This window comes from Mesorhizobium sp. WSM4871 (genome assembly GCF_055811295.1).
In genome coordinates, this window is record NZ_JBVVPU010000008.1 from 126,105 (window position 1) to 139,809 (window position 13,705).

General features: G+C 63.4%; 12 protein-coding genes and 1 tRNA gene. 5 read left to right on the top strand and 8 right to left on the bottom strand.

All coding sequences use genetic code 11. The features are described from left to right. Window positions 1-19: 19 nt before the first annotated feature. The 3 genes from AC0L2H_RS17755 to AC0L2H_RS17765 form a co-directional block, all read right to left on the bottom strand. Complete coding sequence (locus tag AC0L2H_RS17755; RefSeq protein ID WP_473591414.1) at window positions 20-904, bottom strand: GNAT family N-acetyltransferase; 885 nt, start codon at window positions 902-904, stop codon at window positions 20-22. A gap of 241 nt (window positions 905-1,145) precedes the next feature. Then, on the bottom strand, window positions 1,146-2,282 hold the full coding sequence (locus AC0L2H_RS17760) for an acyltransferase family protein (protein ID WP_473591415.1): 1,137 nt from the start codon (window positions 2,280-2,282) through the stop codon (window positions 1,146-1,148). Window positions 2,283-2,638: 356 nt separating this feature from the next. Then, window positions 2,639-2,713, bottom strand: a tRNA-Gly gene (locus AC0L2H_RS17765). A gap of 222 nt (window positions 2,714-2,935) precedes the next feature. Here AC0L2H_RS17765 and AC0L2H_RS17770 point away from each other — a divergent pair. The 4 genes from AC0L2H_RS17770 to AC0L2H_RS17785 all read left to right on the top strand — a co-directional run bounded on the left by AC0L2H_RS17770 (window position 2,936) and on the right by AC0L2H_RS17785 (window position 5,850). After that, the gene (locus AC0L2H_RS17770; RefSeq protein ID WP_473591416.1) at window positions 2,936-3,433 is read left to right on the top strand and encodes a prolyl-tRNA synthetase associated domain-containing protein; all 498 of its coding nucleotides are present in this window, start codon (window positions 2,936-2,938) and stop codon (window positions 3,431-3,433) included. A 105-nt stretch (window positions 3,434-3,538) separates the two neighbouring features. Then, complete coding sequence (gene trxA / locus AC0L2H_RS17775) at window positions 3,539-4,531, top strand: thioredoxin (RefSeq protein WP_473591417.1); 993 nt, start codon at window positions 3,539-3,541, stop codon at window positions 4,529-4,531. Window positions 4,532-4,733: 202 nt separating this feature from the next. After that, complete coding sequence (locus AC0L2H_RS17780) at window positions 4,734-5,405, top strand: LON peptidase substrate-binding domain-containing protein (RefSeq protein ID WP_473591418.1); 672 nt, start codon at window positions 4,734-4,736, stop codon at window positions 5,403-5,405. A gap of 199 nt (window positions 5,406-5,604) precedes the next feature. Then, window positions 5,605-5,850: a Trm112 family protein gene (locus AC0L2H_RS17785; protein WP_473591419.1), complete on the top strand. Its 246-nt coding sequence runs from the start codon at window positions 5,605-5,607 to the stop codon at window positions 5,848-5,850. 164 nt (window positions 5,851-6,014) lie between these two features. Here AC0L2H_RS17785 and AC0L2H_RS17790 read toward each other — a convergent pair whose 3' ends face one another. Genes AC0L2H_RS17790 through AC0L2H_RS17800 form a run of 3 tightly spaced genes read right to left on the bottom strand, consistent with a single transcriptional unit; the run spans window position 6,015 to window position 11,753 of the window. Beyond that, window positions 6,015-9,296: an error-prone DNA polymerase gene (locus AC0L2H_RS17790; protein WP_473591420.1), complete on the bottom strand. Its 3,282-nt coding sequence runs from the start codon at window positions 9,294-9,296 to the stop codon at window positions 6,015-6,017. Next, the gene (locus AC0L2H_RS17795) at window positions 9,293-10,780 is read right to left on the bottom strand and encodes a DUF6504 family protein (protein ID WP_473591421.1); all 1,488 of its coding nucleotides are present in this window, start codon (window positions 10,778-10,780) and stop codon (window positions 9,293-9,295) included. Before AC0L2H_RS17795 ends, AC0L2H_RS17790 begins: the two co-directional genes overlap by 4 nt. Further along, window positions 10,722-11,753, bottom strand: coding sequence for an ImuA family protein (locus tag AC0L2H_RS17800; protein WP_473591422.1), 1,032 nt, complete (start codon window positions 11,751-11,753; stop codon window positions 10,722-10,724). The genes AC0L2H_RS17795 and AC0L2H_RS17800 overlap by 59 nt, the downstream gene beginning before the upstream one ends. Before the next feature lie 176 nt (window positions 11,754-11,929). On the opposite strand from AC0L2H_RS17800, the gene AC0L2H_RS17805 reads away from it, so the two are divergent. Next, window positions 11,930-12,352 carry a metallopeptidase family protein gene (locus tag AC0L2H_RS17805; RefSeq protein ID WP_008873295.1) on the top strand — a complete coding sequence of 141 codons (423 nt, stop codon included), beginning with the start codon at window positions 11,930-11,932 and terminating at the stop codon, window positions 12,350-12,352. Between the two features lie 102 nt (window positions 12,353-12,454). On the opposite strand, the gene AC0L2H_RS17810 is transcribed toward AC0L2H_RS17805, so the two are convergent. Next, the gene (locus AC0L2H_RS17810) at window positions 12,455-12,661 is read right to left on the bottom strand and encodes a DUF1737 domain-containing protein (protein WP_107651923.1); all 207 of its coding nucleotides are present in this window, start codon (window positions 12,659-12,661) and stop codon (window positions 12,455-12,457) included. Between the two features lie 37 nt (window positions 12,662-12,698). After that, window positions 12,699-13,574: an HpcH/HpaI aldolase/citrate lyase family protein gene (locus AC0L2H_RS17815; protein WP_473591423.1), complete on the bottom strand. Its 876-nt coding sequence runs from the start codon at window positions 13,572-13,574 to the stop codon at window positions 12,699-12,701. Window positions 13,575-13,705 lie beyond the last annotated feature (131 nt).

Genomic DNA, 13,705 nt, shown 5'->3' on the forward strand with positions numbered 1-13,705 from the left:
AAGGCCGCAGCCGCTTCGTTCAGGGGCCGAATATCACAAGCTCGGTGAACGTCAGATCGCCAAGCGAGGGTGGTTTGGGGCCCTTGAAGTACTTCAGGCCCTTGTTGGGGCGGTACCATCCGTGCAGACCTGCAATCGGCTCCTTGGCGTCGACGACGCAAAGCAGGATTCCGCTTCGCAAGAGAAAGCGCCCCAGAGCGCCGGCACACCGGCTCAGATCCGCGAGAGAGCGGCAATAGATGATCTGATAGCATGGGACAAGACCACGCAACATTCGGCGCGGCATCAACACCAAAGGAAACGCTGCTCCGTCGCAAATGCAAATCAATGACAGGCAGCCCAGCGCGGCGTGTTCCGAGAGTATGTATCTCTCGCTGTCGGGCAGCATCGCCATTTCCGCAAGGTCGGGACGAACTTCAAGCACGCGACGTGACCGCTGCACCGAATTCAAAGCCGGCAAAAAGGCAAATTGTCCATTGGAAAAGAGGCGAAAGCCGAGCGCCCGGTTGGCTTTCAACGTCGCGGGCGCCGGCGAGATGTTCGTGTAGGTGACATCCCTTCGCTTGAGAACCGCCGCAACCAACATGGCGCCATAGGGACGGAATTCCGCGTCGACGGACCAGCTTGAAAGGTTGCAGCGGATTTCGTCGCCGTCCTGCCCCTGATAACGGGTATAGAGGGTCAGCACGACACCGACGATCCGACCGGCGTTTTCCAGGGCAAAGCCGTATCGCTGGAATTCGGCAATGGACGGCCGCTGCGACAGACGGATCAGCGCCTGTGTCCAATAACTACGGTTCCGCTCCGGGAAACCCCTGCACAGGCAATCGACCACTCCTTCCCAGTCAGCTTCGCGAATTGGTCGACAGCGAAGATCGGGAGGGAGAGCGCCAAGGACGGCCAAAAAAATCAACTCCAGAATACAACAAGCCCAACAGATATTGTTGGTGAATAACGATTAATAATCTGTGCCGCATTTAAGAGCGATTTTCCGCACTGAGGCGGCCCGCCGCACCAGATGGACGATATGCCGGACGGACCCGTCCGGCGTCAAACCGCTGTGGGACAACGTGCTGAAAGCACCGCCGGCCGGAGCCGGCGGCGCTCCCTGGACAGTCTATAGGGGCAGGACAGTCCAATGATCCCTAAGGATCGATTCTAATTTCGGATGTTCCCTGGCCAGGGACATCGGCCGAACGGATGAAGGGGCCTGGGGCACTCAATCCCAAGCGGGCGTATCTCTTTCTGATGCCTTGATCGAAAGGCTTCTCGAAATAGCGGAAACTCAGAGCCGCCAGCCCGAAAACAACGCCAATGAACGCGACGAGACATAACGGATTGGACGCAATTTCCGGCCTGTCGATTCTGAAAAAGTCGAGGATCGTGTTGATCGCTATCTGCAACGGGACATGCAGGAGATAGCTGCCATAGGTGGCATCGCCGAACCATTTCAACCCGTCGGATCTGTATATGCCGATAGTGTCGATGGCAGCGGTCACCAGCACCAGACCGATGAAAGCGACCACCACCTGAAAGTTGACCGGAATGGGGAACGCTTGGGCGATGGGTAGGAAGAGAAGGGCCGAAACGGCTCCCACAATCGCCAGCGTGATCGATTTCCTCAGCAGAAGAAAAACGGCCACGCCAAGGTAGAACAAAAAGGCGCACTGCACGACCGGTGATGTCACGTGCTGGGCCAATATGGCAAGCGGTGCGGATACGCCTATGGCGGTGACGAGAGCCGGGTAGCGCCGCAGGAACGACAGGCTCCAGAAGAAAACGAAGTAGACGACGACTTCAGCCGAAAGCGACCACACAGGTCCATTGAAGGACCAGCCTTTTTCGAAGCCCCACGCAGAAGCCATGAACAGGTTCAGGGTGAAGTGATAGGCGTCGTTATGCTCGTATATCTGCTCGTGGCCCACTGCCATCGATGAGCAGAATTGCAGAACTGCAACCAGGATCAAGGTCGCAAAATGCAGCGGGTAGAGCCGCGCAAACCGGCGGATGAAAAAATCGCCTCCACTTACCGGGTGATCAATGTAGGTGGCCGCAAACACAAACCCGCTAATGATCCAGAAGAACTGCACCGCCCAATAGCCGTAGTCGTAGAAAATCCACAAAGCCCCATGCCACGGCAGCATGCTGCTGTCGCCAACGATTGGATCGGGACCTGCCTCTGGAAAGTAGAAGTGCCGATAGTGGTAGATCAGCACGGCCAGGGCCGCCGCACCCCTGGAAATGTCGATCAGGCGATAACGCTGCGGGGCTCTCGCGGTCATCTGGGCGGGTCAGTTCTGCCAGAGGACCACCAGACAAAATACAGTGAGCCCGTCTTCATCACGGGAACGCGCCGGTCGCGTTCGCGGTCCCGCGATTCTCGATAGGTCTCGACCTGTTCATCGGGCTGGATAATCTCGGGGTTCAGCGGGCGCTCGCAATCTCCAACTCGCGTCGAGTATCAGGCCGCGGACCATTGGGCAATGTTTGATCGGGCCAACATCAGCTGCTTTACATCTCGTGCGCCCGGCTCCCAGAAATCAATCGCGGTGGCGACAGGGTGGCGGCACGCAACGAGAAAATGAAAAGGCCACCCGAAGGCGGCCCTGTTCAACTGCTTGATTCCCTGGGAGGAAACTGGAGCGGGTGAAGCGATTCGAACGCTCGACCCCAACCTTGGCAAGGTTGTGCTCTACCCCTGAGCTACACCCGCTCGCGCGGCTTTCGGGCCGCAAGCCGCGCCTATATGGCTGAAGAGCGCGGCGATTGCAACAGGGAAATCGCAGGCTTTTTCGGCGGCGCCCAGCGACGCAAACAGAGATCATCGCATAGGTGACGGCTAACGGAATCCAGCGCGTCGCCGCGCTACGGTCTTGTCTCGACCGCGCCATTGGCCGTAAACGGCTTGACCGGAACCGCGCCGACAGGATGCCTGATGCCGAAAACCGAAGCAGAGTTTTTCGCCTTTCTCGCCGATCTAGGCATTGACGTCTCGACGCGGCGCCATCCGCCGCTATTCACGGTTGCCGATTCGCAGGCGTTGCGCGGGGAAATCGCCGGCGGTCATACGAAAAACCTGTTCCTCAAGGACAAGAAAGACAATTTCTTCCTGGTCAGCGTCGGCGAGGAGGCGGTGGTCGACCTGAAGCAGATCCACCATGTTATCGGCGCCGCCGGCCGCGTTTCCTTCGGCAGACCGGAGATGCTGATGGAGCTGCTCGGCGTCGTTCCGGGCGCGGTCACGGTTTTCGGCCTGATCAACGATACGAAGTTGCGGGTCAAGGTCATCCTCGACCAGGCATTGATGGATCATGCGGTCATCAACGCCCATCCGCTGACCAATGAGGCAACGACGTCGATTGCCGCCGCCGATCTCGTCAGATTCGTCGAGGCAACCGGGCACGATCCTGCTATCTTGAAAGTCTCGGCATAAGCGCCACATGCATGGCGGAAAAGCCGGCAGGGCTGAAAAACCGATTTCTGGAGACGAGACGTTGCGCCAGGCCGAAGCTGGCGGCGCGACCGAAAGGGCGATGAGATGAGCGACAACAATCCATTTGGCGGCCAATTCGGCAGCAATGGCGGCCAGTACGCCACGTCGGTGCAGTATGGCGGTACCGAGGCGGCTCCCGCGAAAGCAGCACTTGGCGAGGCGCCGGCCGATGTCATCAAGGACACCACGACCGCCACTTTCGCCGCCGACGTCATTCAGGAATCGCGCCGCCAGCCGGTGCTCGTCGATTTCTGGGCGCCGTGGTGCGGCCCCTGCAAGCAATTGACGCCGCTGCTGGAAAAGGCGGTGAAGGCGGCCGGCGGCAAGGTCAAGCTGGTCAAGATGAACATCGACGATCATCCCTCGATCGCCGGCCAGCTCGGCATCCAGTCGATCCCGGCGGTCATCGCCTTCAAGGACGGTCAGCCGGTCGATGGCTTCATGGGCGCCATTCCAGAGAGCCAGATCACCCAGTTCATCGACAAGGTCGGCGGCAAGAATGGCGGCGCCCCGCAGGTCGCCGAGGCGCTTGCCGCGGCAGCGGAGGCGCGTGAGGCCGGCGACGCGCAGACAGCCGCCGACATTTACGACGCGATCCTGGAGCAGGCGCCGGAAACGATCGAGGCGATCGCCGGGCTGGCCGATCTTCTGTTCGAGGCCGGCGATGCCGAGGGCGCCGAAGCCGTGCTGGCGCGGGCGCCGGAGGCAAAGAAGGATGCACCGCCGCTCGCCGCGGTGCGCGCCAAGATAGCGCTTGCCGCGCAGGCTTCAGCGCTTGGCAACCCGGCCGAGTTCGAGCGGCGCCTGGCCGAAAACCCGGGCGATCACCAGGCGCGGTTCGATCTTGCCATGATCCAGAACGCCAAGGGCGAGCGCATGGCGGCGGCCGACAATCTGCTGGCGATCGTCAAGGCAGATCGTACATGGAACGACGATGGCGCCAGGAACCAGTTGCTGCAATTCTTCGAGGCCTGGGGCATGACCGACGAGGCGACGCTGTCGGCGCGACGCAAACTGTCGTCATTGCTGTTTTCATAAGCCGGCGCTGTTTTTTACCGTTGGCCTTGCGGCCGGCGGCGGCCGCGCCAGATTAGTGGTGAGGCCCAAGAGCAGGCAGCCGACTTGAAGCGCATCATCCGTTCATGACGCGAAGCGTTTCAGGACAGGCCCGATCGGCCTGCTGCGTTGGGCACAGGCGGATCGGAGGCGCTTCTCGATATGAAGCGATCGGAGGAACGAGGTGCAAGCGGGAAACGCGCATTACCGGCTGGGCACGGATCTGCCGTCGACGATCCCGATCTTTCCGCTCGAAGGCGCGTTGCTGCTGCCGGGAGGCCGCATGCCGCTCAACATCTTCGAGCCGCGCTATCTGCAGATGGTGGACGAGGTGATCGCCGGACCGCGGCTGATCGGCATGATCCAGCCCAGCCTCGATGGCGCCTTGCGTGCCCATGGCGAGCCGGAACTGTGCAGCGTCGGTTGCGCCGGGCGCATCATCGCTTTTTCCGAGAGCGGCGACGGCCGCTATCTGGTCTCGCTGCAAGGCGTGTGCCGGTTTCGCATCGTGCAGGAACTCTCCGTCAAGACGCCGTTTCGCCAGTGCCGTTTCGCGCCCTTTCTCACCGATCTGGACGAAGACCAGGCGGAGACCGGGATCGACCGGCCGGCGCTGCTCAGGGCGTTCCGTGCCTATTTGCAGGCCAATGATCTGGAAGCCGACTGGGAAAGCGTCAGCCGCGCGGAAAACGCCATGCTGGTCAACGCGCTGTCGATGATGGCGCCCTACGGGCCGGCCGAGAAACAGGCGCTGCTCGAAGCGCCGGATTTGAAGACGCGCGCCGAAACGCTGATCGCCATCACCGAAATGGCGCTGGCACGCGAGAATGAGGACTTTGGTTCGAGCTTGCAGTAAGAAGAACTGTCCTTCTCCCCTTGTGGGAGAAGGTGGATCGGCGCGCAGCGCCGAGACGGTTGAGGGGTGCTGGACGGATCGCCGTCGTTGCCAAGCTGGAACACCCCTCATCCGACTGAGCTGCGCTCGGCCACCTTCTCCCACAAGAGGAGAAGGGAAGACCGCTCAGACTTAGCGATTGCCCAGGAGGACGGACCGGATGGCGGATGGGCGTGACGGCAAGAAGATCGATGTCGATCCCAAGCTCTTGGAATTGCTGGCCTGCCCGCTGACCAAGGGTCCGCTGGCCTGGGATCCGGAACGCGGCGAACTGATCTCGAGGGTGGCAAAGCTTGCCTATCCGGTGCGTGACGGCATCCCGATCATGCTGCCCTCGGAGGCGCGGGCGATCTCGGCCGAGGATGTGTTGCCGCCGCCTCCACCGCGCCTGGGCGGGCCGGGCTAGGGTGTGTTGATATTCAGGTGAGGCCTGCCTGCGAATGGCGGTCTTCTGCGCTTCCGGTGCTCACGTACCCAAAAGTACGCTGCGCTCCGGTTCTCGAAGCCCACCATTCTCGACTCGGCCTGACCTGAATCTCAACACACCCTCCCCACAACAGCATCGGTCCTCTATTGAAAGTTGCGCCCCTTGGGCATGACCCTTTCCGCTTTTCCCGACAGCGTCGCGATATCCCGCCGGTCGTTCTGCACGACAGGTGCGTTTTCCTCCAATAGCGTTGCCAGCCAGGGCGTCAGATCCTCTATCTTCTCGGCGACGATATGGATGACATCGGATTCCGACTGCAGCTTGCCGGTGACCTTTACGAAGCGCGCGCCCATGACGATGGGCCGGTAGCGGGTGAAGGTGCGTTCCCAGAAAATGACGTTGGCGACCGAATGCTCGTCTTCCAGCGTCAGGAAAATCGCTTTGCCAGTGCCCGGGCGCTGGCGCACGAGCACGAGGCCGGCGACGGAGACCCGCCGGCCATCGCGCACCGAAGAAAGGCGTGCATTGGGCGTGACCCCGACCCGGTCGAGCCGCTCACGCAGGAAGGCGACGGGATGCGCCTTCAGCGACAGGCCGAGCGAACGGTAGTCATGAATGACATGCTCGCCGAGCGGCATTTTCGGCAGCTTCGTCTCGGGCTCGAGATCGCGCAGGCGGATATGCTTCTGGTCGAACAGCGGCAATCTCTCGGCGGCGCTCTTGCCGTCGAGCGCGCGGACCGCCCACAGGGCCGCGCGTCGATCGAGGCCGATCGAGCGAAAGGCATCCGCCTGCGCCAGTTTTTCGATCTCGTCGACGTCGAGACCCGAGCGCAGCCAGACATCCCTGACGGTCTCGTAACCTGAGCCGCGTCTTTGGACAAACACCTCCATGCGGTCCTTGGAAAGCCCCTTGATCTGGCGGAAACCCAGCCGCACGGCATGATTGGTCCGTATGACGCCTCGCATTTCGGCATGGCGGGCAAGGGTGCGGGCCGGATCGAAGGCCGATTCCTCCAGCGCGCAGTCCCAGCCGGAGAAATTGACGTCGGCCTCGCGGATGTCGACGCCGTGGTCGCGCGCGTCGCGGACGAGCTGGGCCGGCTGGTAGAAGCCCATCGGCTGCGAATTCAGGATCGCGGCGCAGAACACATCGGGGTAGAAGGTCTTGAACCAGCAGGAGGCATAGACCAGCAAAGCGAAGGAGGCGGCGTGGCTTTCGGGAAAGCCGTATTCGCCAAACCCTTCGATCTGCTTGAAGCAGCGCTCGGCGAAGTCCTTCCGGTACCCTTTTTTCATCATGCCGTCGATCATGCGCTGGCGGTAATTGCCGATCGTGCCGGTACGCTTGAAAGTGGCCATGGCGCGGCGCAATTCATCGGCCTCGCCCGGCCTGAAGCCGCCGGCGACGATGGCGATCTTCATCGCCTGTTCCTGGAACAGCGGAACACCCAGCGTCTTGCCAAGAATCTCCTTCAGCTCCGGCTTGGGGTACTCGGCTTCTTCCTTGCCCTGCCGGCGGCGCAGGTAGGGATGCACCATATCGCCCTGGATCGGGCCGGGCCGCACGATCGCCACTTCAATGACGAGATCGTAGAAGGTGCGCGGCTTCAAGCGCGGCAGCATCGACATCTGGGCGCGGGATTCGATCTGGAAGACGCCGAGCGTGTCGGCACGGCAGATCATGTCGTAGACATGGCCGTCCTCCGGCGGCAGGGTAGCCAGCACATAAGGTTGGCCGTACGGGTCGCGAGCATCGGGGTAATGGTTTTCAAGCAGGGCGAAGGCGCGCTGCAGGCAGGTCAGCATGCCGAGCGCCAGCACGTCGACCTTGAGGATCTTCACCGCGTCGAGATCGTCCTTGTCCCACTCGACCATCTTGCGCTCGTCCATCGCCGTCTTGACGATGGGCACGATCTCGTCGAGCCGGTCCCTGGTGATGACGAAGCCGCCGACATGCTGGGACAGATGCCGGGGGAAGCCCATGATCTCGTTGGCGCGTTCGATCACCTGCCTTGCCAGCGGATCGGTGCGGTCGATGCCGCCGGCGTGGGCTTCCTTCTCGCCGAGTTCCGAGGTCGACCAGCCCCAGATCGAGCTGGACAATGCGCTGCGGACATCCTCGGACAGGCCCATGGCCTTGGCCACTTCGCGCAGCGCCGAGCGGCCGCGATAGCTGATGACGGCCGCGGCCAGGGCAGTGCGCTTGGCGCTGTATTTCGTATAGATGTACTGGATCACCTCCTCGCGCCGCTCATGCTCGAAGTCGACATCGATGTCGGGCGGCTCGTTTCTTTCCTCGGAAATGAAACGTTCGAACAACGTATCGATCCTGTCGGGTCCGACTTCGGTGATGCCGATGCAGAAGCAGACGATCGAATTGGCGGCGGAACCGCGCCCCTGGCAGAGAATACCCTGGCTGCGGGCGAATTTGACGATGTCGTGGACGGTCAGGAAATAGCGCGCGTAGTTCAGGCGCTCGATCAGAGCGAGTTCCTCGCGAATGCGCTGCATTACGGAAGCGGGGACGCCCGCCGGATAGCGCGTGGCGGCCCCCTCCCTGGCCAATCGTTCGAGCTCGGCCTGCGGCCCGAGGCCCGATTCCGTCGGCTCGTCGGGGTAGTTGTACTGGAGGTCGCTGAGCGAGAAGGTCAGCTCGCCGGCAAAGCGCAGCGTTTCCGCCAGCGCCTGCGGATGCCGGCGGAACAGGCGGGCCATCTCGACCGGGGGCTTCAGATGACGCTCGGCATTGGCGGCCAGCTCCAGCCCGACCTCGCCAACGGGCATGTTGAGGCGGATCGCCGTCAGCACGTCCTGCAGCGGCCGCCGCTCGGCGCTGTGATAGAGGATGTCGTTGGTCGCCATCAGCGGCACGCCCGATGCCTCGGCCATCGCCGCCGCCTGCTCGATGCGGAAGCGGTCATTGCCGCGATAATCCGGTGCAACGGCAAGCCGCAGGTTCCCACCGAAGCGATCCTTAAGCCGGCTAAGCAATGCAAGACCATCATCGGCGCCCGATGTCAATTCTGGCAGGACAGCCAGCGACAGCAGGTCACCCCATTCAAGAAGGTCGCTTCGCTGCAAAAGGGTCGCGCCCTTCTCGTTTTCGTCGCGCAGATTGGCTTGCGTCAGCATGCGGCAGAGATGACCCCAGCCCTTGCGGTCCTGCGGATAGGCGAGAATGTCGGGCGTGCCGTCGCCAAAAACCAGGCGGCAGCCGGGATGGTAAGGCAGCTTCTCCACCTTGGCCTGCTGCCAGGCGCGCACGACGCCGGCCACCGTGTTGCGGTCGGCCAGGCCGATCGAGGAGAAGCCGAGGAACTTGGCCGCGACCACCAGTTCCTCCGGCTTGGAGGCACCGCGCAGGAAGGAGAAATTCGACTGGATGCCGAATTCGGCATAGGGAACGATGGTCAGCGCGTTCATGCGAAAACCCCATGCATGAACCAGCGCGGCGGCACTTGAGAGACGCCGTAAAGGCCTTGGCGGTAGAGCCAGTAGCGGCGGCCGTCGCTGTCCTCGATGCGGAAATAGTCGCGGGTCGGCGCGTCCTCGCCGCCCTGCCCCCGCCACCATTCCGGCGCGATGCGTTCGGGCCCTTCGGCGCGCGCCACGCGATACAAGGCCCGCCGCCAGCGGAAATTCATCGGCGGTCCCTCAGGCATCTCGGTGGCCGGCACCTCGATCGGCTCGGGCGAACGGAACAGCCGGATCGGGCGTTCCCGCGGGTAGATCGTGGCCGGCGGATAGATGGTCATGGGCGGATTTCTGACCGGCTTCCTCGGCGGCGAGGTCCTTTGCGGGACTTCGGAGAAAGGCACAGTGGCGACGGCGCGCTCCGGCAGATGGCTCTCGACAGTGACCGGCCGCAGGACAGCGCCGTCGCCGAGGCGGGCGCGGATGCGGTCGGCGAACAGCGCGATATCGGCGTCGCAATCGTCCGTCTCGCCGGTCAGGTCCGCCTGCTGCATGTCGAAGGCCGCCGCCGACAGCACGCAGAGACGCACGAGGTCGAAGCCATAGCCGGCATCGATATCCTGTTCGAGCGCGGCCAGCCTTTCGTGGAACAGTTTCTGGATCAGCAGTGGCTCGCGCAAGGGACGCGACGTGCCGACAGCGATGCGGCTGACGGCGCCGTCGACGCGGAAAAGCAGCAGCGCCAGCCGTCTCGCGCCCTCGCCGCGGCGCTCGAGATCGGCCTTCAGTGTCGTCGCCAGCAGGCTCACCAGCCGCTCTATCTCGTCGGTCAGCATGACTGGCTCGGCGAGATGGCGTTCGACCGAAAGCGGCGCCACCGGCAGGCGCGGCGAGACAGCCTCGTCGAGGCGGCCGAGCGCCTGGTCGAGGCGCAAGAGCAGCGTTGCGCCGAAGCGGCGGGCGAGCGGCGCGCGGGGCGCTGCCATGACGGCGCCCGCCGTGCGCAGGCCGACGCTTTCCAGGCTGGCGCGGATATCGGGCTCAATGCGCAGCGCGGCCAGCGGCAAGGGGGAAAGAAGCGCCTCCTCCTCGCCGCTCCGCACGATGTGGTCACTGGCAAACCGCGCCGCCGCCCACGCCGCACCGGGCGTGGCGGCAAGGCCGGCGCGGACGTCGAAACCCTGATGGAAAAAGCGCGACAGGATGTCGTCCAGCATCGCGCGTTCGCCGCCGAACAGATGGGTGCAGCCGGTGACATCGAGGAACAGGCCGTCGATCCCATCGATCGCCACCAGCGGGGTGTAGCGGTCGCACCAGTCGGCAAGGCCTTCGAGCAGGCGGCGATCGGCCTGCGGATCGGCCTCAACGACATCGATCGAGGGATGCATGGCGCGCGCATCGGCAATGCCCATGCCGCGCTTCAGGTGAAGCGCCTCAGCCCGCTCGTCGAGGGCCGATATGCGCTGGGCGTTGCGGTCGCGATGGCTGATCACGAGCGGTGGGTGAGATGGCGGCAGGTGATCCGACGGCCGCGAACGCCACGACCGTCCCAGACGCTGGCGCAGGATCCTTTCGGCGGCCAGATGCGGGAACCACAGGGACAGGATCCTTTGCCTCCCCGGCCCTTCTTTGCTCGAAAACATGGTCATCGGGGTTCCACTCCAGTGTGAATTGGCCAGGCAAGGCGGTGCGGCTCTTGCCGATGCCGACGGTGAAGGCGGGCCGGCCGATCGAGCCGGCGAGCGGCCCGGCGATCGTCGCGCGGCTTGCGGAAGGGGCTGTAGACACAATGAGACGCACGGGCGCGGCGGTCGGTTCGGCCTCGCCGGCCTGGCGCAGCAGGAACACCGGCCGGCCGGCCGCTTGCGCGCGGGCATGCAGGCGCCGTGTCGCGGTGAGGTCCAGCCGCTGCGGACTGCCACGGATTTCAAGGATGACGGCGGAGAGCGCCGTCATCCTCGCGGCCTCCTCGGCGACCCACAAAGCATCGACAAGCCGCGGCGCCTCGGAAAACAGCAATTCTCCGGGTTCGATGCCGAAGGAGGTTTGAAGCCCCCTGGCATAGGGAAAGCCGGCCTCGCGAAAAATTTCCGATGTGCCGATCCACAGGATGGGCAAGCGCGGCTGCTGCTGCTTCAGGATCAGGCTGACAAGCGAAAGGGCAAAGCCGGCGACAGCTCCGGCGTCACGGGTTTCAGCGCCATGGATCTCGCTGAGCGCCGCCTTCGGCAGGCCGCCGCCGAGCGCGGCATCGAGAGGCTCGGCGGTGCGCAGGAAGGCATCGGGCGGCGCCACCGCAAGGCCGCGCCGGACAATGGTCAGATCCCGTGCATCCTCGTCAGGCGGCGAGCCAACCGGGGCCGCGCCGACCGGCGCCTGCAGGCGCTCGGGCAACGTTCCCTCGATCTTCGCGATCTGGCGGCGCAGGGCAAAAACAGTCTCCCGCGCCACGGCGTTCATCGCCATGACGGTCAGCTTCCACTCACAATTGTTCCTGTTATGTTCTTATAGATTCCAGAGGGGGATCGAAGAGTCAAGCGGAGTCATGGGGAATTTATTCCTGTCTCTCCCTCGCCTACGGAGCGTCTTGGTCATTTGCCTCGCCCGGTGCGAAAGCCTATATGCCCGGGAAAGGACAAAGCATGGCCCGCATCTACAAGACCCGCACCTGGCACGCCGAGCTTTCGCCGTCGATGGAGGAAATCGAGTTCCTGGCGCTGGAGGCCTATGCCCATCTGCCAGAGGATTTCCGCAAGCTGACCGGCGAGATCGTCATCCAGATCGCCGAATTCCCGACCGACGAGATCATGGACGATCTGTCGCTGGAAACGCCCTTCGACCTGCTCGGCCTGTTCGAGGGGCGCGGCATCGCCGAACGCTGGAATCCGCAGACCGGCGAGGGGCCGAACCGCATCACGCTCTACCGCCGCGCCATCCTCGATTATTGGTCGGAGAACGAGGAGACGCTGGGCGACATCGTCACCCATGTGCTGATCCACGAGATCGGCCACCATTTCGGCCTGTCGGACGACGATATGGAGAAGATCGAAGAGGCGGCTGAGTAACGAGTGCTTGAGTGCCGCGCGCAGGTCGAGAAGTGGCGTCTCATTCCTTCGCACCCCCCTCTGTCCTGCTGGCATTCGAAGGGATGTGCTTAGTACGGCCGCCTACCAGTCGCTGAGCTTGGTGTCCGGCCCGTATTCCTGGCCCTCGACATCCTTCACCACGGCCTGGCCGCAGCGCATGGACTTGGTCTTCTTGTCATAGGCATAGGTCGGCGAGCCGAACAGGTGCCAGCCCTTGTTCAGCGCCGCCGTCACCTTGTGGCAGAAGCTGGAATCGTCCGGAGCGGACAAAAAGCGGTAGAGTTTCATTCTTCGATCCTGTCGTTTGGTTCGGGATCATGCTCGATCATGCCCCGATGGCGGCGGCCTTTGCCAGCAGTTTTTCGGCCTGCGCCAGGTGCAGCCGCTCGACCATCTTGCCGTTCAGCGCAATCACGCCCTTGCCGGCATTCTCCGCCAGCGCAAAGGCATCCTTCACCGCGCGCGCTTCGGCCACTTCCTCGGCGGACGGCGCAAAGGCGCGGTTCGCCGCCTCGATCTGGGCCGGATGGATCAGCGACTTGCCGTCGAAGCCCATTGCGGCCGCTTCCGTGCATTCGCGCGCAAAGGCATCGAGGTCGCGAAAATCGTTGGACACGCCGTCGAGCATATCGAGGCCGCCGGCGCGCGCGGCCAGCACCATCTGCATCAGCCACGGCACGAGATAGCGCCGGTCCGGCGTGGCGAGAATGCCGGTGTCCTTGACCAGATCATTCGTTCCGGCAACGAAACAAACAAGTCGCGAGGCCGGATCGCGGCCGAGTTCAGCGATGGCGCCGATGTTGAGCAGCGCCTTGGGCGTCTCGATCATTGCCCAGAGCTTGACCTCGTCCGGGGCAAAATTGTCGTCGAGCACATCGCCGGCTTCCAGGATGTCGCGCGGCGTGCCGACCTTGGGCAGAAGGATGCCGTCGGGCTCGCACTTGGCCACGGCCAGCAGATCATCGGCGCCCCACTCGCTGGACAGCGCGTTGATGCGCACGATCATCTCGCAACGCCCGGGACGGTTGGCGAAAATGCCAGCCAGTCTTTCCCGCGCGGAAATCTTGTCGGCCGCAGCAACGGCATCCTCGAGATCGATGATGACGGCATCGCAGGCCAGCGACGGCAGCTTGGCCAGCGCCTTGTCGTTCGAGGCCGGGATGTAGAGCACCGAGCGGCGCGGGCGATAGGTTTGCGTCATGTCCGATCTATGCCGCCTGAGGCCGGCTGAGGCAAGCATGCAGGCAATTGCTTCGGGTTCGAATCTCCGCCGGCGTTGGTGATTGGCGAAAGCCGAAGCCGCATCCGATCTCCCCCCTTGCGGGGGAGATG

Bases quoted from the DNA above. Each gene is read 5' to 3' on its own strand.
- AC0L2H_RS17760 (WP_473591415.1), bottom strand. From the start codon at position 2,282: ATGACCGCGAGAGCCCCGCAGCGTTATCGCCTGATCGACATTTCCAGG.
- AC0L2H_RS17770 (WP_473591416.1), top strand. From the start codon at position 2,936: ATGCCGAAAACCGAAGCAGAGTTTTTCGCCTTTCTCGCCGATCTAGGC.
- trxA (WP_473591417.1), top strand. From the start codon at position 3,539: ATGAGCGACAACAATCCATTTGGCGGCCAATTCGGCAGCAATGGCGGC.
- AC0L2H_RS17785 (WP_473591419.1), top strand. From the start codon at position 5,605: ATGGCGGATGGGCGTGACGGCAAGAAGATCGATGTCGATCCCAAGCTC.
- AC0L2H_RS17790 (WP_473591420.1), bottom strand. From the start codon at position 9,296: ATGAACGCGCTGACCATCGTTCCCTATGCCGAATTCGGCATCCAGTCG.
- AC0L2H_RS17800 (WP_473591422.1), bottom strand. From the start codon at position 11,753: ATGGCGATGAACGCCGTGGCGCGGGAGACTGTTTTTGCCCTGCGCCGC.
- AC0L2H_RS17805 (WP_008873295.1), top strand. From the start codon at position 11,930: ATGGCCCGCATCTACAAGACCCGCACCTGGCACGCCGAGCTTTCGCCG.
- AC0L2H_RS17810 (WP_107651923.1), bottom strand. From the start codon at position 12,661: ATGAAACTCTACCGCTTTTTGTCCGCTCCGGACGATTCCAGCTTCTGC.
- AC0L2H_RS17815 (WP_473591423.1), bottom strand. From the start codon at position 13,574: ATGACGCAAACCTATCGCCCGCGCCGCTCGGTGCTCTACATCCCGGCC.